Origin of the sequence: Pseudomonas sp. Irchel s3a10 (assembly GCF_900187525.1) — a bacterium.
Classification (GTDB): Bacteria; Pseudomonadota; Gammaproteobacteria; order Pseudomonadales; family Pseudomonadaceae; genus Aquipseudomonas; species Aquipseudomonas koreensis_G.
Window position 1 is genome coordinate 540,691 of sequence record NZ_FYDR01000004.1, and the last position, 16,981, is coordinate 557,671.

Annotated in this window: 5 protein-coding genes; 4 read left to right on the plus strand and 1 reads right to left on the minus strand. The window is 58.6% G+C overall.

What is annotated here, in order from left to right:
- The first annotated feature begins 392 nt into the window (after window positions 1-392).
- Both CKW11_RS15345 and CKW11_RS15350 read left to right on the plus strand, forming a co-directional pair.
- Window positions 393-7,460 carry a TcdA/TcdB pore-forming domain-containing protein gene (locus CKW11_RS15345; RefSeq protein ID WP_095138177.1) on the plus strand — a complete coding sequence of 2,356 codons (7,068 nt, stop codon included), beginning with the start codon at window positions 393-395 and terminating at the stop codon, window positions 7,458-7,460.
- Between the two features lie 111 nt (window positions 7,461-7,571).
- On the plus strand, window positions 7,572-14,525 hold the full coding sequence (locus tag CKW11_RS15350) for a TcdA/TcdB pore-forming domain-containing protein (protein WP_256582078.1): 6,954 nt from the start codon (window positions 7,572-7,574) through the stop codon (window positions 14,523-14,525).
- Window positions 14,526-14,587: 62 nt separating this feature from the next.
- Here the strand turns inward: CKW11_RS15350 and CKW11_RS15355 are convergent, their stop codons facing one another.
- Window positions 14,588-15,184: a MarC family protein gene (locus CKW11_RS15355; protein WP_027613585.1), complete on the minus strand. Its 597-nt coding sequence runs from the start codon at window positions 15,182-15,184 to the stop codon at window positions 14,588-14,590.
- Between the two features lie 258 nt (window positions 15,185-15,442).
- On the opposite strand from CKW11_RS15355, the gene CKW11_RS15360 reads away from it, so the two are divergent.
- Window positions 15,443-16,231, plus strand: coding sequence for a hypothetical protein (locus CKW11_RS15360; RefSeq protein ID WP_095138179.1), 789 nt, complete (start codon window positions 15,443-15,445; stop codon window positions 16,229-16,231).
- 54 nt (window positions 16,232-16,285) lie between these two features.
- Window positions 16,286-16,972, plus strand: a complete 687-nt coding sequence (locus CKW11_RS15365) for a hypothetical protein (protein ID WP_095138180.1) — start codon at window positions 16,286-16,288, stop codon at window positions 16,970-16,972.
- The last annotated feature ends 9 nt before the right edge of the window (window positions 16,973-16,981 follow it).

Genomic DNA, 16,981 nt, shown 5'->3' on the forward strand with positions numbered 1-16,981 from the left:
CTGCTCCCTCGCCATGCCGGATATTGCGGGTAGAGTGTTTCCGGATTTGCCGGTGTCGTATTTTTCAGCGGGACGTGTGTGACCTGCATCAGCCCCGCGTGGGATCTTTCTTGTTACTTACATCTTGTCGGACTTATTCTGAATCTTGACAGATCACAGCAACAGTCCGCGCGCAGTTGTGCCGCATATTCTCCAGCTGTGTTGATTTATATATCAGGGTTGTTGCAATAACTTGTTGCTGTTACACGCGTTATCAGTTGTTTTTGAATTGTCTTTTTTGACATGTATTGAAAGTTCTGAAGTTTGAGCGATGGTTCGCCAGCCGTTAGCTTGTTCGTCATCCAAGTGCCCATCTGCACACATGATGTTGGTCAAGTAACGGAGGAACTTTCATGCACGATCAAAGACTTCAAGATGCCAGCGGTTATGTTAGTTTTATCAGCCTGTTCAAACAGGCTGATCTTGAGCGGGCCCTGTTGGTCCACCGGGACAGTGACGTTTATCAGTCAGTCTGGCGCTATTACTTTGCATGTATCGGGTTGCTCGATTCCCCGCGATTGATTGAACCCCTGACATTGCTCAAACATTCGCTGGAACAGTTGATTGGCGTATCGCGTCTGCGTCGTGACTCCCATAGCCAGGCTGAACCGCCGAAAGACGCTTTATCGCGAATCTACAGCAGTATTCAGGCTTTCGAGACCCGCCTGCGAAACAGCGAGACTTACGCGAAGACTGCCGCAACAGCGGTTGTAAAGAACCTGCACTTCGTCTGGCTGGGCGGTGGTCTGGGCGCGATTCAGCATGATTACCTCAATCTGTGGAAGCAAGTATTGAGCGGGCAGGGCTACAGCCTCCATCTCTGGTATGACAGTGACGCGCTACTGGCCTGGCAAACCAACAAGTTGATTGTCGAGGCTGCCAAGGCTGACGCCATGCAGCACGGCGGCAGCGAGAATATTACCGACGCCAGGCTGGGTACGCTGTATGAAGAGCGGGTCATCGTCCTCAAGCAGCAGATGTTCCTGCACATCAATGCGGCGCTGGAGCGAGGGTTATCAGCGGATGAAGCGCGGGTCGACCTGTTGTCCCGTGCCTACGGCCAGGATGCGGCACAACTGGAAAGCGTGATCGAGCAAAACCGGCGCAGTCTGTTGGCTGTGGCAGGTGGTGATTTGCAGTTGCGCGACTTGCGTGACCTCGACGCACCGCTGCGATTGCAGGACATCTATGATCGCGAGACCCGGATGCGTGGCAATCTGGCTGCCGCCTCCGATGTGGTGCGGGTCGAGGCGGTGTTCGACGAAGGTGGCCGCTATGTCGATGTCGATAATCTGCCACCACTGGTCAAAACCATGGGCGGGATCGACATCAGTACGTTCGCTGGTGATGCGCGCCTTGGCGTGCTGCAACTGCTGCTCGATCACAACCCGCACTGGATGCCGGGACGCCAGGCATTGCGTGACCGATACACCGATTATCTTGACCGGATTCCCGAGGAATACCGCGCCGCGCTTGAGGTTTTTGCCCGACAGCAGCCGGCACTGAGCGAGGTGTTCCAGGCGCCGGCAGAGTTGCTGGTGCGTCCGCAGGACCTGCGCGCCGTTGCCGTGCAAAACACGTTGAGTAACTCGTTCCTGATGGCTCACGCGCAATCGCCGATGCTCAAAAGCGTGATCGAGCGGTTTCGGTTCAACTATGAGGCCATTGAACAGACGAGCCGCCTCGCCGCCAAGCGTGGCGTTGCACTGAGCGACTTTGAAGGCATGACGGGGTTGGCGCGCGAAGTGCTCGAGCAGACATTTGGCCCTCTGGCCGAACTGTCGATGACCGAGGACCTGGCGGCCAATTTTCTGATGCTCGCCATCGCGGGCTACTTCAGTGACGGCATCCGCCCGCAGAGCGAGGGAACGATTTATCTGACGGGGCCAGCCGCGATGCGCGATGGCATGGCCGATTACGAACGGCACAACTTCGTCCCGCGCGAAGCGGAAGCGTTACGTGTGGAGGCGGCTATCGAACCGCTGTGGATGGTCAACGACAAGACCGAGGAAGAGCTGGATCACTCTTGGAAAGACAACGCCATTGATACCCGGCAGTGGGTGCTCGACGAGCAGCAACGCTGGCGTGAAGGGCAGTACAGCGCGCGCTACAGCGGCGATGTAACGGCATTGCTGACCCAGCAAAGCGTGGTGTTCGAGGAGGGTTGGCCGCTCATCGAGGGCCGGCCGGTGCTGTTGACGGATGTACTGCAACGGATGATCGACAGACTCGGTGCACCGTTTGTGGAGGCGATGAGACAAGGTCATAACGGTCCGCTGGTTTTTCCCGAAGGGCCGGGTCTGGGGTTCGACGATCGTCAGGCCATCAAGGCCCAGCCCGTCACTTTGCTAGCTCCGGCGTCGCTCAGCGATGCGCGGATTCAGAGGCTGGCGCTGGATGAGTTGCTAAGCGGCATTGCCGAGGGTTCGCTGCAGTTCTTCCAGATCAGTCCCTTGCAACGGGTAGTGTTGGGACAGATGCTCGGCGCACGCTCACTGGATAACTCAAGCTTCACGCAACTTGCCCCCGAACTGGAAAATCTGGCCAACAGCGTTGCCGAGGTAGGGGCGTCGGTGCGTTATGCGGCCATTGAACGCCATCTTTATCAGCATCGTGCGCCGCAATTCATGGCCGGTCTCGCCAGTCATGTCGATCAGCCGATGGTGTCGTCGGACAGCGCGTTGACGTTGAAACGAGCCGCGCTGTCGCAGGCGCACACGCTGTTTCAATGGGGGCGTCATGTTGCCCATATCCAGACCATCGCCACCCGCGAGCATCGTGAACAGGTGATCCTGCGGCTGGGTCAGGTACTGGGGCAAATCGAGGCCAGTGACGTCAAACTGGTGCCACAGGATCTGTTGCTCCAGGGGGCGGGTGATCCCGGTGGCCGCTGTTACCCGCTGGCGCTGATCATGAGTGCTGCTCTGGAGCACGGCGTGGCGGCGTCGCGACGCTTGCGTGAGCGATTCTTCCTGGCCACTGCCGAGCCGCAGCAGCACGATTCAATGGTGTTTCTGGAGGCACTCGAAGAGTTGCGTGGCGTGCAATTGCACGACATCGGCAAGCCGTTGGGGCGCGTCGATCTGCAGCAGCTCGGCACCACACTGGAAGCGTTCGCCAGCTCGCGCACGCTGATGCTCAACTCGGACAACCACGCCATGCTGGTGGCGAAAATCTTCAATGGTGGGCACGCCACCTATCATTTCTATGACCCCAATTTCGGCGTGTTCGAGTTCAGCCAGCCTGACCAGTTCCAACTGGCACTGACCGACCTTTTCCAGAAACAGGGCATGGCGAAATACTATGCGGCCTATGGCGACGACGCGCGCCCGACGTTTGATCTGATCGAGCTGCAGGGACAAAAGATTTCGGCCCTGAATCTGTCCGGCGGATTGCGTGTCGGGCAATTGCTGGAGTCCGACAATGTCCTGCCGGAGCATACACCGCGACCGATCCGTCGGCGCTTGAACAGTGCCCGCGGCCATTCACTGGTCAGCAATCCGCATCTGGGGCGCAGCCTGCGCGATCTGGACAGCCAGTGGTGGGGACAGCAGATTGCCCAGACGACTGAGGCTTTACAGGATTTGCATGCTTCGGCAAAACCGCTGGTGCCGTTGTTCGAAACCCTGGAGATAACGCCCGCCGGCGAGTACCGGATCAACCTGATCGATCCCTCGCAGGCCGAGCATGTGGTGCAGGTGGTCAGCACCGATCATCGCCTGCTGCGCATCAGAAGTTATCTGTCGGAGCAGTTTTCGGTACTTGGCACCCGAGCCTCGCCACAGTTGACCGAGGCCGGGGCCGTACACACGCTCAATACCGGCTTCACCATCCAGGCACTGATGAACGTCTTGCGTGGACGAGAGGGAGAAGACCGCACCTTGACCACCGCCGTGAGGTTGCACGCTTACGTCAATTACGCGCAGCTGGTGCATGGCAATGTCACGGATGTCGCCGGCCTGATCAGTCTGATCAAAACCGCACTCAATGAAGAGAAGATCATCGCCCGTACCTGTGCGCCGGTGGTTGGCGAGGCGCTGGGACATGTGGCCAACGAAGGTGTGGGCGCGGTGCTGGGGCTGGCCAATGTCGGCTTCGACATCTATCAATTGGCGACGGCAGACAGCGAGATCGAGCGCGCGCAGTTCGGCACCCAACTGGCCTTCGACTCCGCCAGTCTGGCGTTGACCGCCGGTGGTCTGGGAGCCGCCGCGGCGGGTGCGGCAACAGCGGCAGCCGTGCTCGGTGGAGCCGGGGTGATTCTGGGCGGACTGGCTGTGGGTGTGGCGGCCCTGGCCCAGGGGTTCGCCAGGATCGCTGAGCAGGCGCAGGAGGTCGGGCTGTTCTTCGATGATCTGGAGCGGGCCTGTCGGGGTGTCGGTTATCGCTATGACGACGGGCTCGGGGCGTGGGTCGCTCACCCCTCGCTGGTCGTCCAGAGCCTGGACTTCAATCGTGCGATGCTGGTGCTCGACAGTCCGAAGGTGTATCGGCTGCGCGACCATTTCGGGGTGCCGGATTTCAATCCGGATGATCAACAAGCGCTCGATCTGCGGCGTGAACTGGGGCTTCCCGGCTACATCCACTTCGATCCGCCGACTACGCAACTGGTCGTCCTGCCGTGTACGCCGACCACGTACTACGGTTACGAATACAAGGCGCTGCCATTCTCGACGCTGCGTCACGACACCGGTTTCGATACGGCCCGCAAGCTGGAGAAGAAGGATGCGGCTGGCCAATGGCGGTTTCTGTTCTCGTTCTACTCCTTTCCCGTGCACTACATCATCAACCGTCTCGCACCGTCGTATCGGCCCACCGTGATCGAGGTGCGGCTGGATGCCCACGAACGTGCATTGGCGGTGCCGATGACGCCACCGGTCTGGCACGACAAGGTGTCGTACCGCATCGAAGGTGCGGGCGGCGCCTGTTCACTGATCCTCAATCGCGGGGTCAATGTCCAGTTGCAGTCTCCCAGCCTGCAGCAGTGCCGCTGGAATCTGGTAGCTGCCTGGGCCACCGAGAGGGATGTGCGGATCGACGTCGGCGGGGTTCTTTCTGTGGGTGGCGTGAAGGTGACGTTCAGCGGCAGAGGACGGCATGAGGTCATTCTGCAACTGACCGGGCGGCAATCGTTCAAGGTCAACCGCAGTGGCGGACGACTGGACATTATCGAGCAGAGCGCGCCAGCCGGGGAGAATGAGCAGTCACTCCTCACGCATTACCAGACGCTGGCCCGGGAGCATCGACTGGTGCTGCCTTACACGCCGGTTCATCACTTTCCGATTCCTTTCGAGCCCCAGGGACAACCGCGCCACACCACGGCCTGGTACGACGCTGCCGAGGATCGCTTCCTGTACATCCGCAGTGAAGAGGTACTGGCTGCCGATGAAATGCTGCTGGCGGCGGTGGTCGGCGATTCTGCATTCTTCTATGAGGTGCACAACTACGATATCTGGCAGATCGATGCTGTCAGCGGTTTGCTCAAATGCCGCTACCGTCTGCTGGTGATGGAGGGGCAGTGCAGCGTTCGGCGTATTGAGGTCGATGCGCAGGGCGTGATTCATATCGAACAGCAATGGTTGGGGGCCGATCGGCATGCCACGCAATTCAATTACCTGATCCATGAGGGCCAACTGCAGCTGGTTGCGGTTACCCGAGAGGTGGACCGTGAGCTGGGCCACCGAGTGTTCGCCAGTCCGACCTTGACGCATTGGTCGGTGGTGCTTGGTCACTATTTCACGTTACCGCCGGTGCCCGAACGCGCAGGCGTCAGCACCGTCGACTGGCAACCGGCCGCCTACGTGTCGGTCTGCTGGGCGTTCGATCCGGGCAAACGTGACCTGGTCTGGATTCGCAGCCGTGACCTGTTGTGCATTCATCCGTTTGCCTTCGGGCATGACCGCGGCTGGGTCGATTCGATCAAGCATCTGGATGATCTGCTGCTTCTGCCGGTCAACGATGAGCAGGAGCTGTTTTTCATCTACGACCGGCTGGCGCAAAAACTGTGCAAGGTGCAAAAGAGCGCACCCGCCGGCAGCGAGCGCTGGCCGGCGCAATGGACGCATCAATGGCTGCAACCCGACGGGCTCAATGACGTGGTGCCGGTGCAGGACGGGTATCTGGCACTGACCGATGACGGCCTGTTCTTCAACCTGACCGCAGAGGGTGAAGTGCATCTGGGTGGCTTGAGTGAGCGCTGGCTCAGGGGGCGCGCACAGTGGTGGCAAGCGCTGGAAGCGTTGGCGGCGAAGTACCCGGTCAATAGTTTCGCCATTCTGGGTCTGCGCAACGCCGCCGGTGATCGCAGCCTGTGTGCCTGGTGTGTGGATAACCGCCTGCTGTTGTGCGATCCGGGGCACGAACGGGAAATGCGCCTGCTCGGGGTCACACCGGACAACCAGGCGGCCTGGCTGTTTGACGTCGCCAGCGGTGAGATCTGGAGTCAGCTGTTCTTCGACAGTCGGCAGCTCGAACCAGCGTTCGGCAGCGGCGCACAGTTACTGGCAAGCGAGTTGCTGCCGGCACCGCAGGCCGAGTGGGACGACTGGCGGTTCAGTGCCGTGAGCAACGACGGCTCCGGTCTGTGCGGGACATCGGTCAACGGCGTGTCACTCAAGCTGCGATATCAGGAAGCTGAAAAGATCATTGGCGTTGATCGTCACTGGGCAAGCGAGCACGCGGAGCATTTGCCGGAGTCTCTGCAGGCATTGCTGGAGACCGCCGGGCATGAGTCCTACATCGCCGTGGAGTCTGGCGCGGGCAACCTGCAATGGTACGACGTGGCGAATGCACAACTGATTCGGGTAGCGGGCCAGGATCTGCCACACGATTGCGAATTGCTCGGCACCCGCCATCGGCACGTGTTGTTGCACGAGCGTCGGGCACACCGCGTGCACGTCTATCCCGGTCAGCAGAGCATCGGCCCTTTCGAATACGTGCGGCGCGACGCCGAGGTGTTGGTGGTCGAGGGGCAGAACAAGGTCGAAGACCTGTTGCCACTGATCGCTGATGACGTGAGCTGTCTGGTGTTGCGCCTGGGGCAGGGCGGCGTCACGTACCACCTGTCGAGGGCCTGCTGGTTGCGGCTGGACTCGGTGATTGTCGATTGTCGGCACCCACTGGGCGAGGTTCCGGCGATTCCCGGCAAGCTGGTCTGGGCGCTGGACGCACCGCAGAAACTGCAACTGTCGTTTGTCGACGAGCACTTGCTGATCGTCGACCCGGATCGCCAGCACAGCCTGATCCTGCGGGATGTGTGCTCGGCGGATCCGGCGATGCGCGGCGACGTCTTCCTCGGGTTCGAGGGCGGGCGTTCCTATGCGGTATCGAGCCTGGTGCACAGGCTGCGGGAAATCGTCGAAGTCGATGATGCCGACGCTAGTGCAACGCTTGCGCAGTTGCTGGGAGCGGTGCCGGCCTGACGAAAGTCTTCGTTGGTTTTTTTTGAAGTTTGTTTTTTCTCTGTGTCGCGACGGCTCATGTCGTCGCGATGGGTTCGTTTGGCCAAAAAAAAGGAAATTGCATTGAGCATTATGGATGAAGTCACGATGGGCAGAGTGTTCGCCGATCTTATTGCGCGTACAGAACTTGAGTCCGTCAGCGGTAGCCTGGGGGAGGCTCCTTGGCGCTACTACGACGGAGCTACGGCGGCTACCAGTCTTGCAGAACAATTGATAGCGATCAGATTGCTAAAGGACGCGATTGAATCAACACAGCTGGACGCCGCGGATGCTCAGGTCAATAAACTGCGCCTGAAACTGGGCGACTACGACCGCCGCTTGAGTGCGACTGTGAAGATGCTCTCCGCTGGCAAACCGATACCGCGCATCATGCATTTTGTCTGGGTCGGTGGCAGTGAGGTCGGGCCGAATCAGCGCGATTACATGAACATCTGGCGCAAGGTACTGGCGTCGCAGGGATATGCATTCAATCTCTGGTATGACAGTGACGCGCTGCTGGCCTTTGAAATGAACCGAGTGATTCTCGACAGTGCCCGTGCGCACACGATGGAATCACCAGACGCCAGTTCGGCGAACGCGACGGCGCTGTCCCGCATGATCGAAGACCGCGCACGGGTACTCAAACAGCAGATGTTCGACTACCTGAATCAGCCACGCTGGGCCGGACGCGCAGACGAGGCGCGGATCGACCTGATGGTGCGGGGTTATGGCAAGGACCGTGCGACGCTCGAAGCCTTCCGCCAGAAATGTCTGGATTCACATCAGGCCATGGTGGGTGAGGATTTGCGCCTGCGCGATGTTCGCCAGGAGTTTGCCAGTCACTCTCTGGCGGACGTCTACCAGCGCGAAGTCGCCATGCGCGGCAACTTCGCTGCAGCTAGTGATGTGGTGCGGTTGCAGGCCGAATTTCTCGAGGGCGGGCGTTATAGCGACATGGATTATTTGCCGCCGCTGATCGAGAAGCCGGGTGGCGTGGACATCAGTGGTTTCAGCACAGACGCGAAGATCGGTGTCCTGCAGTTGCTGCTCAACCATGACGATGCCTTGATGCCGGGGCGGGATCGGCAACGTTATGTCGACAGAACCGCACATATTCCCGCCGAACATCTTCAGGCACTGAGCGCATTCGCCCGGAGCAAACCGGGTGCCGAGCAGATTTTTGCTTCGCCACTGTCGACGTCTTTGCCCCAGGATGCCATCGGGCGCGGCGCGGCCTGGGGCGATCCGTCGGCGAGTGAAATGAATGCCTATGTTCTGGCTCACCCTGGCAGCGGCATGGTCAATGCGAGCATGCACTTGATCCGGACGAACTATGACTGCCTGTATGAGGTTGAGCGCCGCATGAGCCTCGCAGGCGTGACGCCATCAGATGTGGCGGCAGTCCTGGATATTACAGTCAAGGTCGTACTTGAAGCCCAGGCTGACGGGCGCTTGCCAAGTTCGTCTGGCTATTCCCCCGACCGACTCGTAAGGGCCATCGCCGGTTATTACCAGGACGGAATTCGTCTCGACGCTTTGGGCACTATCGACATGACCGGACCAGGTGCGCTTGAAAGCGGTGTAGTCGGCTATGTCGAAAGAGACATGCAGCATGAGCAACTGCCCACGATTCGCAAACACCTGAAGCAGGTCGAGGGCTTCAACGTCTTCACCGAAGAGGAAATGATCTCCGGTTGGGCCGTGAAAGGTACCCCCGAAGACTGGCTGGCAAAAGAACATGAGAAGTGGAATTCGGGCAAGATCAAGTCGCGCTACGCCGGTAATCTGGCCGACTTGCTGAAAGAGCGGACCCTCACGTTCAAACTTGGCTGGCCGGTCATAGAAGGAAAATCAGTGTTGCTGACTTCGGTTCTGCAGCAACTGCTGGATGACCTGGGTGAGCCGTTTGTACGGGCCATGAATGACCGCTTGAGCGGTGATGTGACGTTCAACGTCCCCATCCGCCTCGATTTTGATGCTCGACAGCAGGTGCTGAACCAGGCAGTCGACAAAGCTCCAACGTCCATGGGGGCCGAGTCACTGGGTAATCTCAACGAGGCCTTGGCGCGCATCGCTGCGGGCAAGTTGCCACTGGATCAGTTGAGCCCGTTGCACCGGGTAATGTTTGGTGGCCTGTTCGGTGCTGTGACGCTGGATCAGGCCGGGTTCGCTGACGCCTGGGCAACCACAGTCGCCTTTGCCGAAGATACGCGCGAGCGTGGCCTGGTCGCGCGCTACGAGGTGATCGAACAGACACTGCTCAATCGCGATCCTGCACCGGTCGAGGCACGAGTCAATGCATCGGAGCGCGAATCGCTCGGGCAGAACTCCAGGGTGCTGAAGGCGCAGGCATTTGCCGAACCGATCAGCGTGCGGCAATGGCGCGAGTACGTGAGTCGGGTCGAGGTCGCCGCCGTGAATGAGCGCCGGGCGTCGATCCTTGCGCGGGGTGCGGCAGTGCGCGAGGCGTTCTTCGAGGCGGGTGCGCATACGGCCAGACAATTGCCGCAGGATTTGTTGTTGCGCGGTGCGGGGGATCCGGGCCGACGCTGCTATCCACTGGCGCTGGTGATGGCCGCCGCGCTGGAGAAAGGCGCTTCGGCCGAGCGCGCGCTGATCGGCAAACTGGCGATTGCCAATCTCACTCCCGACGCACCGCAAGCCCATGCCCTGCTCAAGGTGCTGGACGAGTTGCGTGGCGTACCCATGGCGCGATTCGGCGAGAAGAAACCGGCGGCGAACCTGGCCACTGTGATGCAGACGCTGGAAGCGAAAACCGCTGCCGGCAGCCTGTTGCTCAACACAGACAATCATTCGATGCTGGTGAGCAAGGTTGTAGCGCAAGGCGAGACATCCTATCGCTTCTACGATCCCAACTTCGGGCTGTATGCGTTCGCCCGGATTGAGGATCTGCAACAAGGCGTCCAGCGCTTCATGCAGGAGGAAGTGATTGCCAGGCTTTATGGTCTGGAACGGGGGGCTGCCAGCGTTTTCGAGGTCATCGAACTCGAGGGCGCAAGCATTGCCGGTAAATCGTTGCCTTCGGAAATTAGCGTTGAGCATTTGCTCAGCAGTGACCCGCTGGGTGGCGGGCGTGCCGTCGAACCCTGGAGTCAGCATGCCGCTTTGCGCGCGCGTTCGCTGTCAGAGAATGCGCGTCTGGGACAGGCGCTGAGCAGTGTGGACAGCCACAAGTGGGCGCGGAGGATCGAAAGCTCCACCCTGCGGTTACAGGACGAGCATCAACTGTCTCGTGACTTCGTTCCGGTATTCGACTCCCTGAAGAACACTGCGCAAGGGCGCAGCGAAATCACCATGGTCAGTGCCAGTGATCCGCAGCGCACACGCACAGTGCAGACCAATGACACGCGCCTGCAAGGGATCAAGTCTTACCTGAGCGATACGTTTGAAGCGTTGTCCGGCAGACGCGCGGGGGCGCCAGTGATCGATCCGACGGATGTCGGTGCGGTGCACACGCTCAATGCCGGATTTGCCATTCAAGCCCTGCTGCTCGGGTTGCAGAACGCGGAGTCCGGGATGGGGTCGACCGCGTTGACGTCGGCAGTGCGCATCCACGGTTACCTGGCCTACGCGCAGATGGCTCACGGGCTGGTGGTCGACGCAGTGCAACTGCTGAATCTGGTGCGTCATGCCTTTACCGACGGTCTGCGGGTGGCCAAAACCACCTCGTCGATTGTCAGTAATGCACTGGGCAACGTCTTGAACGAAGGTGTCGGAACCGTTTTGCAGTTGGCCAGCATCGGCTTCGACATTTATCTGTTGGTCAATGCCCAAAACGATATCCAGCGTGCGGTCTATGCTACGCAGCTGGCCTTCGATTCAGCTGGGCTGGCGCTGGGTGTTGGCGCTTTGGGCGCCGGTGTTGCCGGTGCGGGCACGGCGGCGGCCTTCCTCGGCGGCGCCGGAGTGATTCTGGGCGGACTCGCGGTGGGCATCGGCGCCCTGGTCGAGGGGTTCAGCGCCAGGGCTGAACGTGGAAGACGGATCGGCCGTTATCTGAATGATGTGCATTCGGCCTATCGACCGCAAAGCCATTCGGTGCAAGGCGATACCTACATTGCCAATCCTTGTGCGGTCTATACCGGGCTTGATTTGCGCAAAGGACTCATTACCTTCGGCCATCACAGGATTTTCGCAGCGGACGATTACTCCGATCTGCATCCGCCGAAGATCATTGGGGATCGCAGCAAGGCTTTCAGCATTCGAGAGACTCTCGACCTTCGCGGCACGATTTCCCTCGATATGACTCCCGGTATTGAAAGCGTCGTGCTGCCGAGTTTGCCAGAGTGCTTCCTGGGCTACGAATACGGTGGTCTACCCTTTTCGACAACACTCAGGGAAAACCTGGAAACGGCTTTGGCGCTGGAGCACGACAGGGAAGGCAAGCGGCAATTCTGGTTCACTTTTTACCGGTTGCCGACCGAATACATCATCGAAAAAATGGTGCCCAACTACGTGGAAACCCGCGTCAGCGTTGCGATTGGCCCTGATCAGCGTTTTCTGCACGTCCCCCCATTGCCGCAGGAGGTGCACGGTTACCTTTGCTATGACATCGATGCCACTGGCGGGCACTGCTCGATCACCCTGACCGAGGGCGTCAAGTCGTTGCGGCTGCAGGTTTCCTCCGATGATCCAATGACGTGGTCATTGCGTGCCCCGTGGGTGAGTGCGGCGGCGGTGAAGCTGGAACAGGATACTTTTCAGTTGGGCTCGATGCGGGTGCAGGTGCCCGCCAGGAGTGTCGTGTACCTGCAACTTGCGGAGGGCTTCTATCAGGTTGGCTGGGCAACGGGCGCGCTGCTCTTTGCTGAACTCGACGCGCTCAACGATGCCGACGGCCCGGCCACACGCAAGCATTTGCGCGAACTCGCCCGCGCTCATCGTCTGGCCGATGGCCCGACGGTCATCCGCAACTATCACGATGCCCTGACTGGCGGTCGTACCACGGCCTGGTACGACCACACCGAAGATGCCATGCACCTGGTGCGCGGACTGGACCCGCAGTATGCGGCGCAGATCTGCATCGGCCCGAAGATCGGCGAAGAGATGTTTTATTACTGCCCGGCGCAGGGAATCATCTGGCGTACGGATCTGGTCACCGGACAGATCAAGCGCACTTACCGGGTGATGAAAATACATTCAACAAAAAACCCCTGCATTGTTTCGATTCAGGTGACGCCAGAGGGTTTGCTGCAAGTGGTTCAGCGCTTTGAAGACATGTGGAAAAGCTTCTACAAGCTGACTTACCTGCTCGGTGAAGACTACCTCGCCCTTACTGCGATTTCCGATATGAATTCAGACCATCCGTGGATCATTCGCGAAGGACGCGACAATGTTTCGGATTTCCTCCGACGGCACGACTACCCATACCATGAGGTACTTGATGACCAGAGAGTGGAATTCACACTGGGCGCAATGATTACGATCGACACCTTCGACGAGAATTTGCGCAAAGCCACCCGAGCCTGGGTGCGCAGTGAAGATGAGCGCGTCATTCGGCCTGTGCTGCGCAATACGGAAGGTACACCTGACTTTCTCGATTGGGTGCTGCTTGATCCGCTTCAATCAAGCGGCGATACAGTGTTGTTTCATCATCTTGGCCATCGCCTTGTTTATCGACAGCACATCGGCGCAGCGGATCAGATGCCCGAGATGTTTGCACAAAGTGTCTTGCACCTTGAGGTGCAGCATGTGCACCGCCAGGGCGGACAATACGTCATCCTCACTGATGAAGGCATGCTGTTCCAGATGAGTGACGACGGCCAGACTCGGCTGGTGGGACTCAATCACGCATGGCTGTCGGCCCGCCAGCAGCGCACTGGGCAAGGGTTCAAGTGGTGGGAAACGGTCGGGACCAACATTCAGAACGGGTCCGCCGATGGCGTGGAAGTCGGAGGTATCAGCGATGCAACGGGCAAGACATCGCTGTATGTCATCTATCTGGATCAGAAATTTCTGATTGCCGACACGGCGGGCAAAGCCATGCGCGTGTTGAGGCTGACGCCAGATAAAAAAGCGGCGTGGATGATGGACTGGGCATCCGGACGAATCTATCGTCAGCCCTTCATGGCGCCTGAAAGCCTGGCGGCGGCATTCGGTTCGGGGACACGTCTGCTGCAGGCGCAACTGCTGGCCCCGATGCAGCGAGTCATGCCGCGGGACACTTTTGCCTGGGCCGTGCCACATGGAGCCGGCCTGCACGTCCGCCGGCATGACCACGTGCTGTTCGACCTGGCCGATGGCGAGCCACCGCGTATCGTCGGTGTGGAAGTCGAATTCTTCAATGGCCTGGAGTCTCGTCAGGCGCGGGAGCAAAAGCTGGCGCGACTGCTTGCCGGTCAGCGTAGCGGTCCTTACCTCTTTGCGGGCAGGAGCGATAATCTTTGCAGCTGGTATGACGTCGCAGCCGGCCGTCTGCTCAGTGTCTCGGTGTCAGGACGTGAATGGCCACAATATCTGGGCGTGGCAAACGATCAGACCCTGGTGCTGCATAACCCTGTGACGGGCCGACTGTTCAGCAATGCCAGTGAAGACATTAAACCCATCGATACATCGATGACTGTGGAAGCGGTCAGCCGGATTGCAGATACGCTGGTTATCGACGGTATTGGCTCATCGGGCAGGATTGTACCGATTCCGGATGGCGTCGATACACTGGTACTCAAGTTTGCGAAATCTGCAGATTACCTTTCACTGGCCCGACAGACTTGGGATCGGCTTGATTGCCTGATTGTCGACGCCGAGGAAGCAGGCATTCATCTGGCGTTGACACTGGAGCCGATGCAGCGGTGGCTGGTCTCGATGTCCGACGGCCACTTGCTGCTGACGGATCCCGATTCGGGAAGCAGCATCATCTTGCGCAATGCCACGAGCCTTGATGCGGTACGGCAACAGCAGGTGACATTCGGGATTCCGTTACCTGACGAAACCTCGGTGACCGTGCGCCTGGAGGAACTGATGAGTGCGATGGCCACGGAAACCGTGCTGGAACTCGGCGCGCTGATCGGGCTGTCCATCGACCAGTAAGCCATTGCGAGTTGGCAGATCAGACCGGGCTGCGGAGATTGTCCTCCGCAGCCTTTTTTCGTTCAGGACACCAGGTAGCCCTTGATCCCGGTAAAGATGATTTGCGCCGCCAGTGCGCAAACGAAAAGGCCCATCAGCCGGCTGACGATCTGCAGGCCCTGATCGCCGAGCACCCGTTCGATGTGATTGGACAGATACAGCACCACCCCTACGGTGAAACTGGCCAGGGTGATGCTCATGATCGCGGTCAGTTTGTCGTCCCAGTGCGGCTGACTGACGCCCATCACCAACAGGGCGCCGATGGTGCCCGGGCCGACGGTCAGCGGGATGGTCAGCGGGACGATCGTCACGTCCTGTTGCACGTTATCACTCTGTACCACCGGCTTGCCCTGAGCCATGCCCAATGCCGAGATGAACAGCACGCTGCCGGCACCGATGCGGAATGCGTCCGCAGTGATCCCGAAGACATCGAAAATCACCCTCCCGAACAGGTACAGCAAGACGCTGGAGATCAAAGTGGCGATTGCCACTTTCCAGGCCAGGCGCCGCTGTTCCTTGCGCGAGTAGCCACGGGTCAGGCTGATGAAGCAGGACAACACGAAGAACGGGCTGTAGAGCACCAGCATCTTCAGGTAAACGCTGAATAACACGTGGAGCATGAGGGCGACTCGCATCCGGAGAGTGATGACGGCAAGTCTATCAGTCGGTTAGTTGCTTGTGTGTGCAGAAGATGCTGCGCGAGGCCTTCGGTTTTTTCGTTTTTTATTTTGATAGTTGTTTTGTGCGATGTTGTTAGTTGTGTCGTGTTGGCTGGATAAGATGTTACAGATTTGGGTTTGTAGTGATGGGTTTGTTTGTTTATTGTTTTCTTGCAAGTTCAAGAGGGACTTGCCTGATAAATAACAAGGACTTTTATTGTGCATAGCCAAATCGTTAATGAGCTTTATATCTCTTCCTGTATTAACGCGATTGAAGCCTGTGATGTGGGTGGTAAGCCGGTTATTCGCTCTCGCGGCCTGTTGGCTGTAGGGGACGAAATCGAGGCACCGTCGACAGGTTCTGTTGTCGGCGAAGCCACAATGGGTTTTTCTGGCAAACTTTCGGATCAGAACAAGTCGGATGCCCAGAACGCTCTTCTGTTCGCCACACGTGCAGCGAACAAGCTATACCCCGAAGAGCATCAGGGCCGAGAGTGGTATAAGCGGTTCCGTGAGGTGATGACCCTCGCTGGCTGGACGCCCATCGATCAGTACTACAATGACCTCAATGTCGAAGGCACGAGTGTGCGGATGGACAAGCTGGTACTGGAGATTCTGGGTTCCGTGCTGGCTAATGTTGCACTGCCAGGGCCAACCAGCGTTCTGATGCTGAAGGTAGCGGGTGATGCAATCTCGGCCCTGCAAAAACGGGACACTGCTGCGTTGACCGCTTATGAGCGAAATTTGCTGGACCACGGCGTGGGTGGCATCTCGACCGGAGCGTGTGTCGAACTCGACGGTGAGGCAATCATGGCGCTGGGCACGGTGCGTTTTCTGCGCAAGAACACCTCTACCAAAGTGATGTTCGTGGATGTCGATGTTCGTAATGTAAGTTTGTATCGAGCTCAAACTTTCTTTGCCAAAAATACCGACGTCGCCAACGCAGTGCGTGAGACGATCAAGAAAAAGCTGGTGGGTATCGATCAGATTGAAGATATTGATATCTGATAAATCGAAAAAAGCAGTCGAAGTTCGACTGCTTTTTTTTGGGGGGGCGATTATATGAATTGCAAATATTCCGTTTTGATCGTTGCGGGTGCCGTTGTACTGATTCCGCCGGCAGACAAACCGGAACGCTATCAGGATTTAATAAACTCTCTGTTGTTGGCGCAACTGGCGGCCAACAAGAAACTTGAGAAAAATCCGGGTATTGGCTGGTATGACGTCTACATGGAATTTCTGGACAAATATTGGCTGCGACATTTCAGAGCACGGTTGGATCTGTCCGTCGCACAGGGTAACAGCGTGTCTATCGTTGACTGGGTGGTCGCTCCTGAGTTCGAGGATGCTGTGGAGCAATGTGGCGTTGCGAACGCAGTCATGCGTCGACTGGCAGAACTTTCCGCAAGCGAACCGGCAATAGGGCTGCTGCGGGGTTACATGCAGAAAAGCGCCAGCGATGTATCGACGGATCAGTCAGATGTCGCCATGACTGTACGGCTGTTGGCGGTCGAGGCGCACTCGCCGATGTCGATGAGCAGCGTCTACATCGAGTTTGAGACTGGACGGCTTCTCGCTGACAACCCTTTGGCCGAGCTATTCCAGGCTGAGGATATTCGCGGCAGTGTTTGCAGGCGCTCTGCCAGTGCCAAGTTGTCCGAAGCGCTTTATGGGCCGGTTCGCTCAGCCATCGCCCTGAAAGTCCAGGACAGGCTTGAAGCGAACGTGGCGTTGTTGAGGCTGACTTAAGATGTTTCA

Bases quoted from the DNA above. Each gene is read 5' to 3' on its own strand.
- CKW11_RS15365 (WP_095138180.1), top strand. From the start codon at position 16,286: ATGAATTGCAAATATTCCGTTTTGATCGTTGCGGGTGCCGTTGTACTG.
- CKW11_RS15350 (WP_256582078.1), top strand. From the start codon at position 7,572: ATGGATGAAGTCACGATGGGCAGAGTGTTCGCCGATCTTATTGCGCGT.
- CKW11_RS15355 (WP_027613585.1), bottom strand. From the start codon at position 15,184: ATGCTCCACGTGTTATTCAGCGTTTACCTGAAGATGCTGGTGCTCTAC.
- CKW11_RS15345 (WP_095138177.1), top strand. From the start codon at position 393: ATGCACGATCAAAGACTTCAAGATGCCAGCGGTTATGTTAGTTTTATC.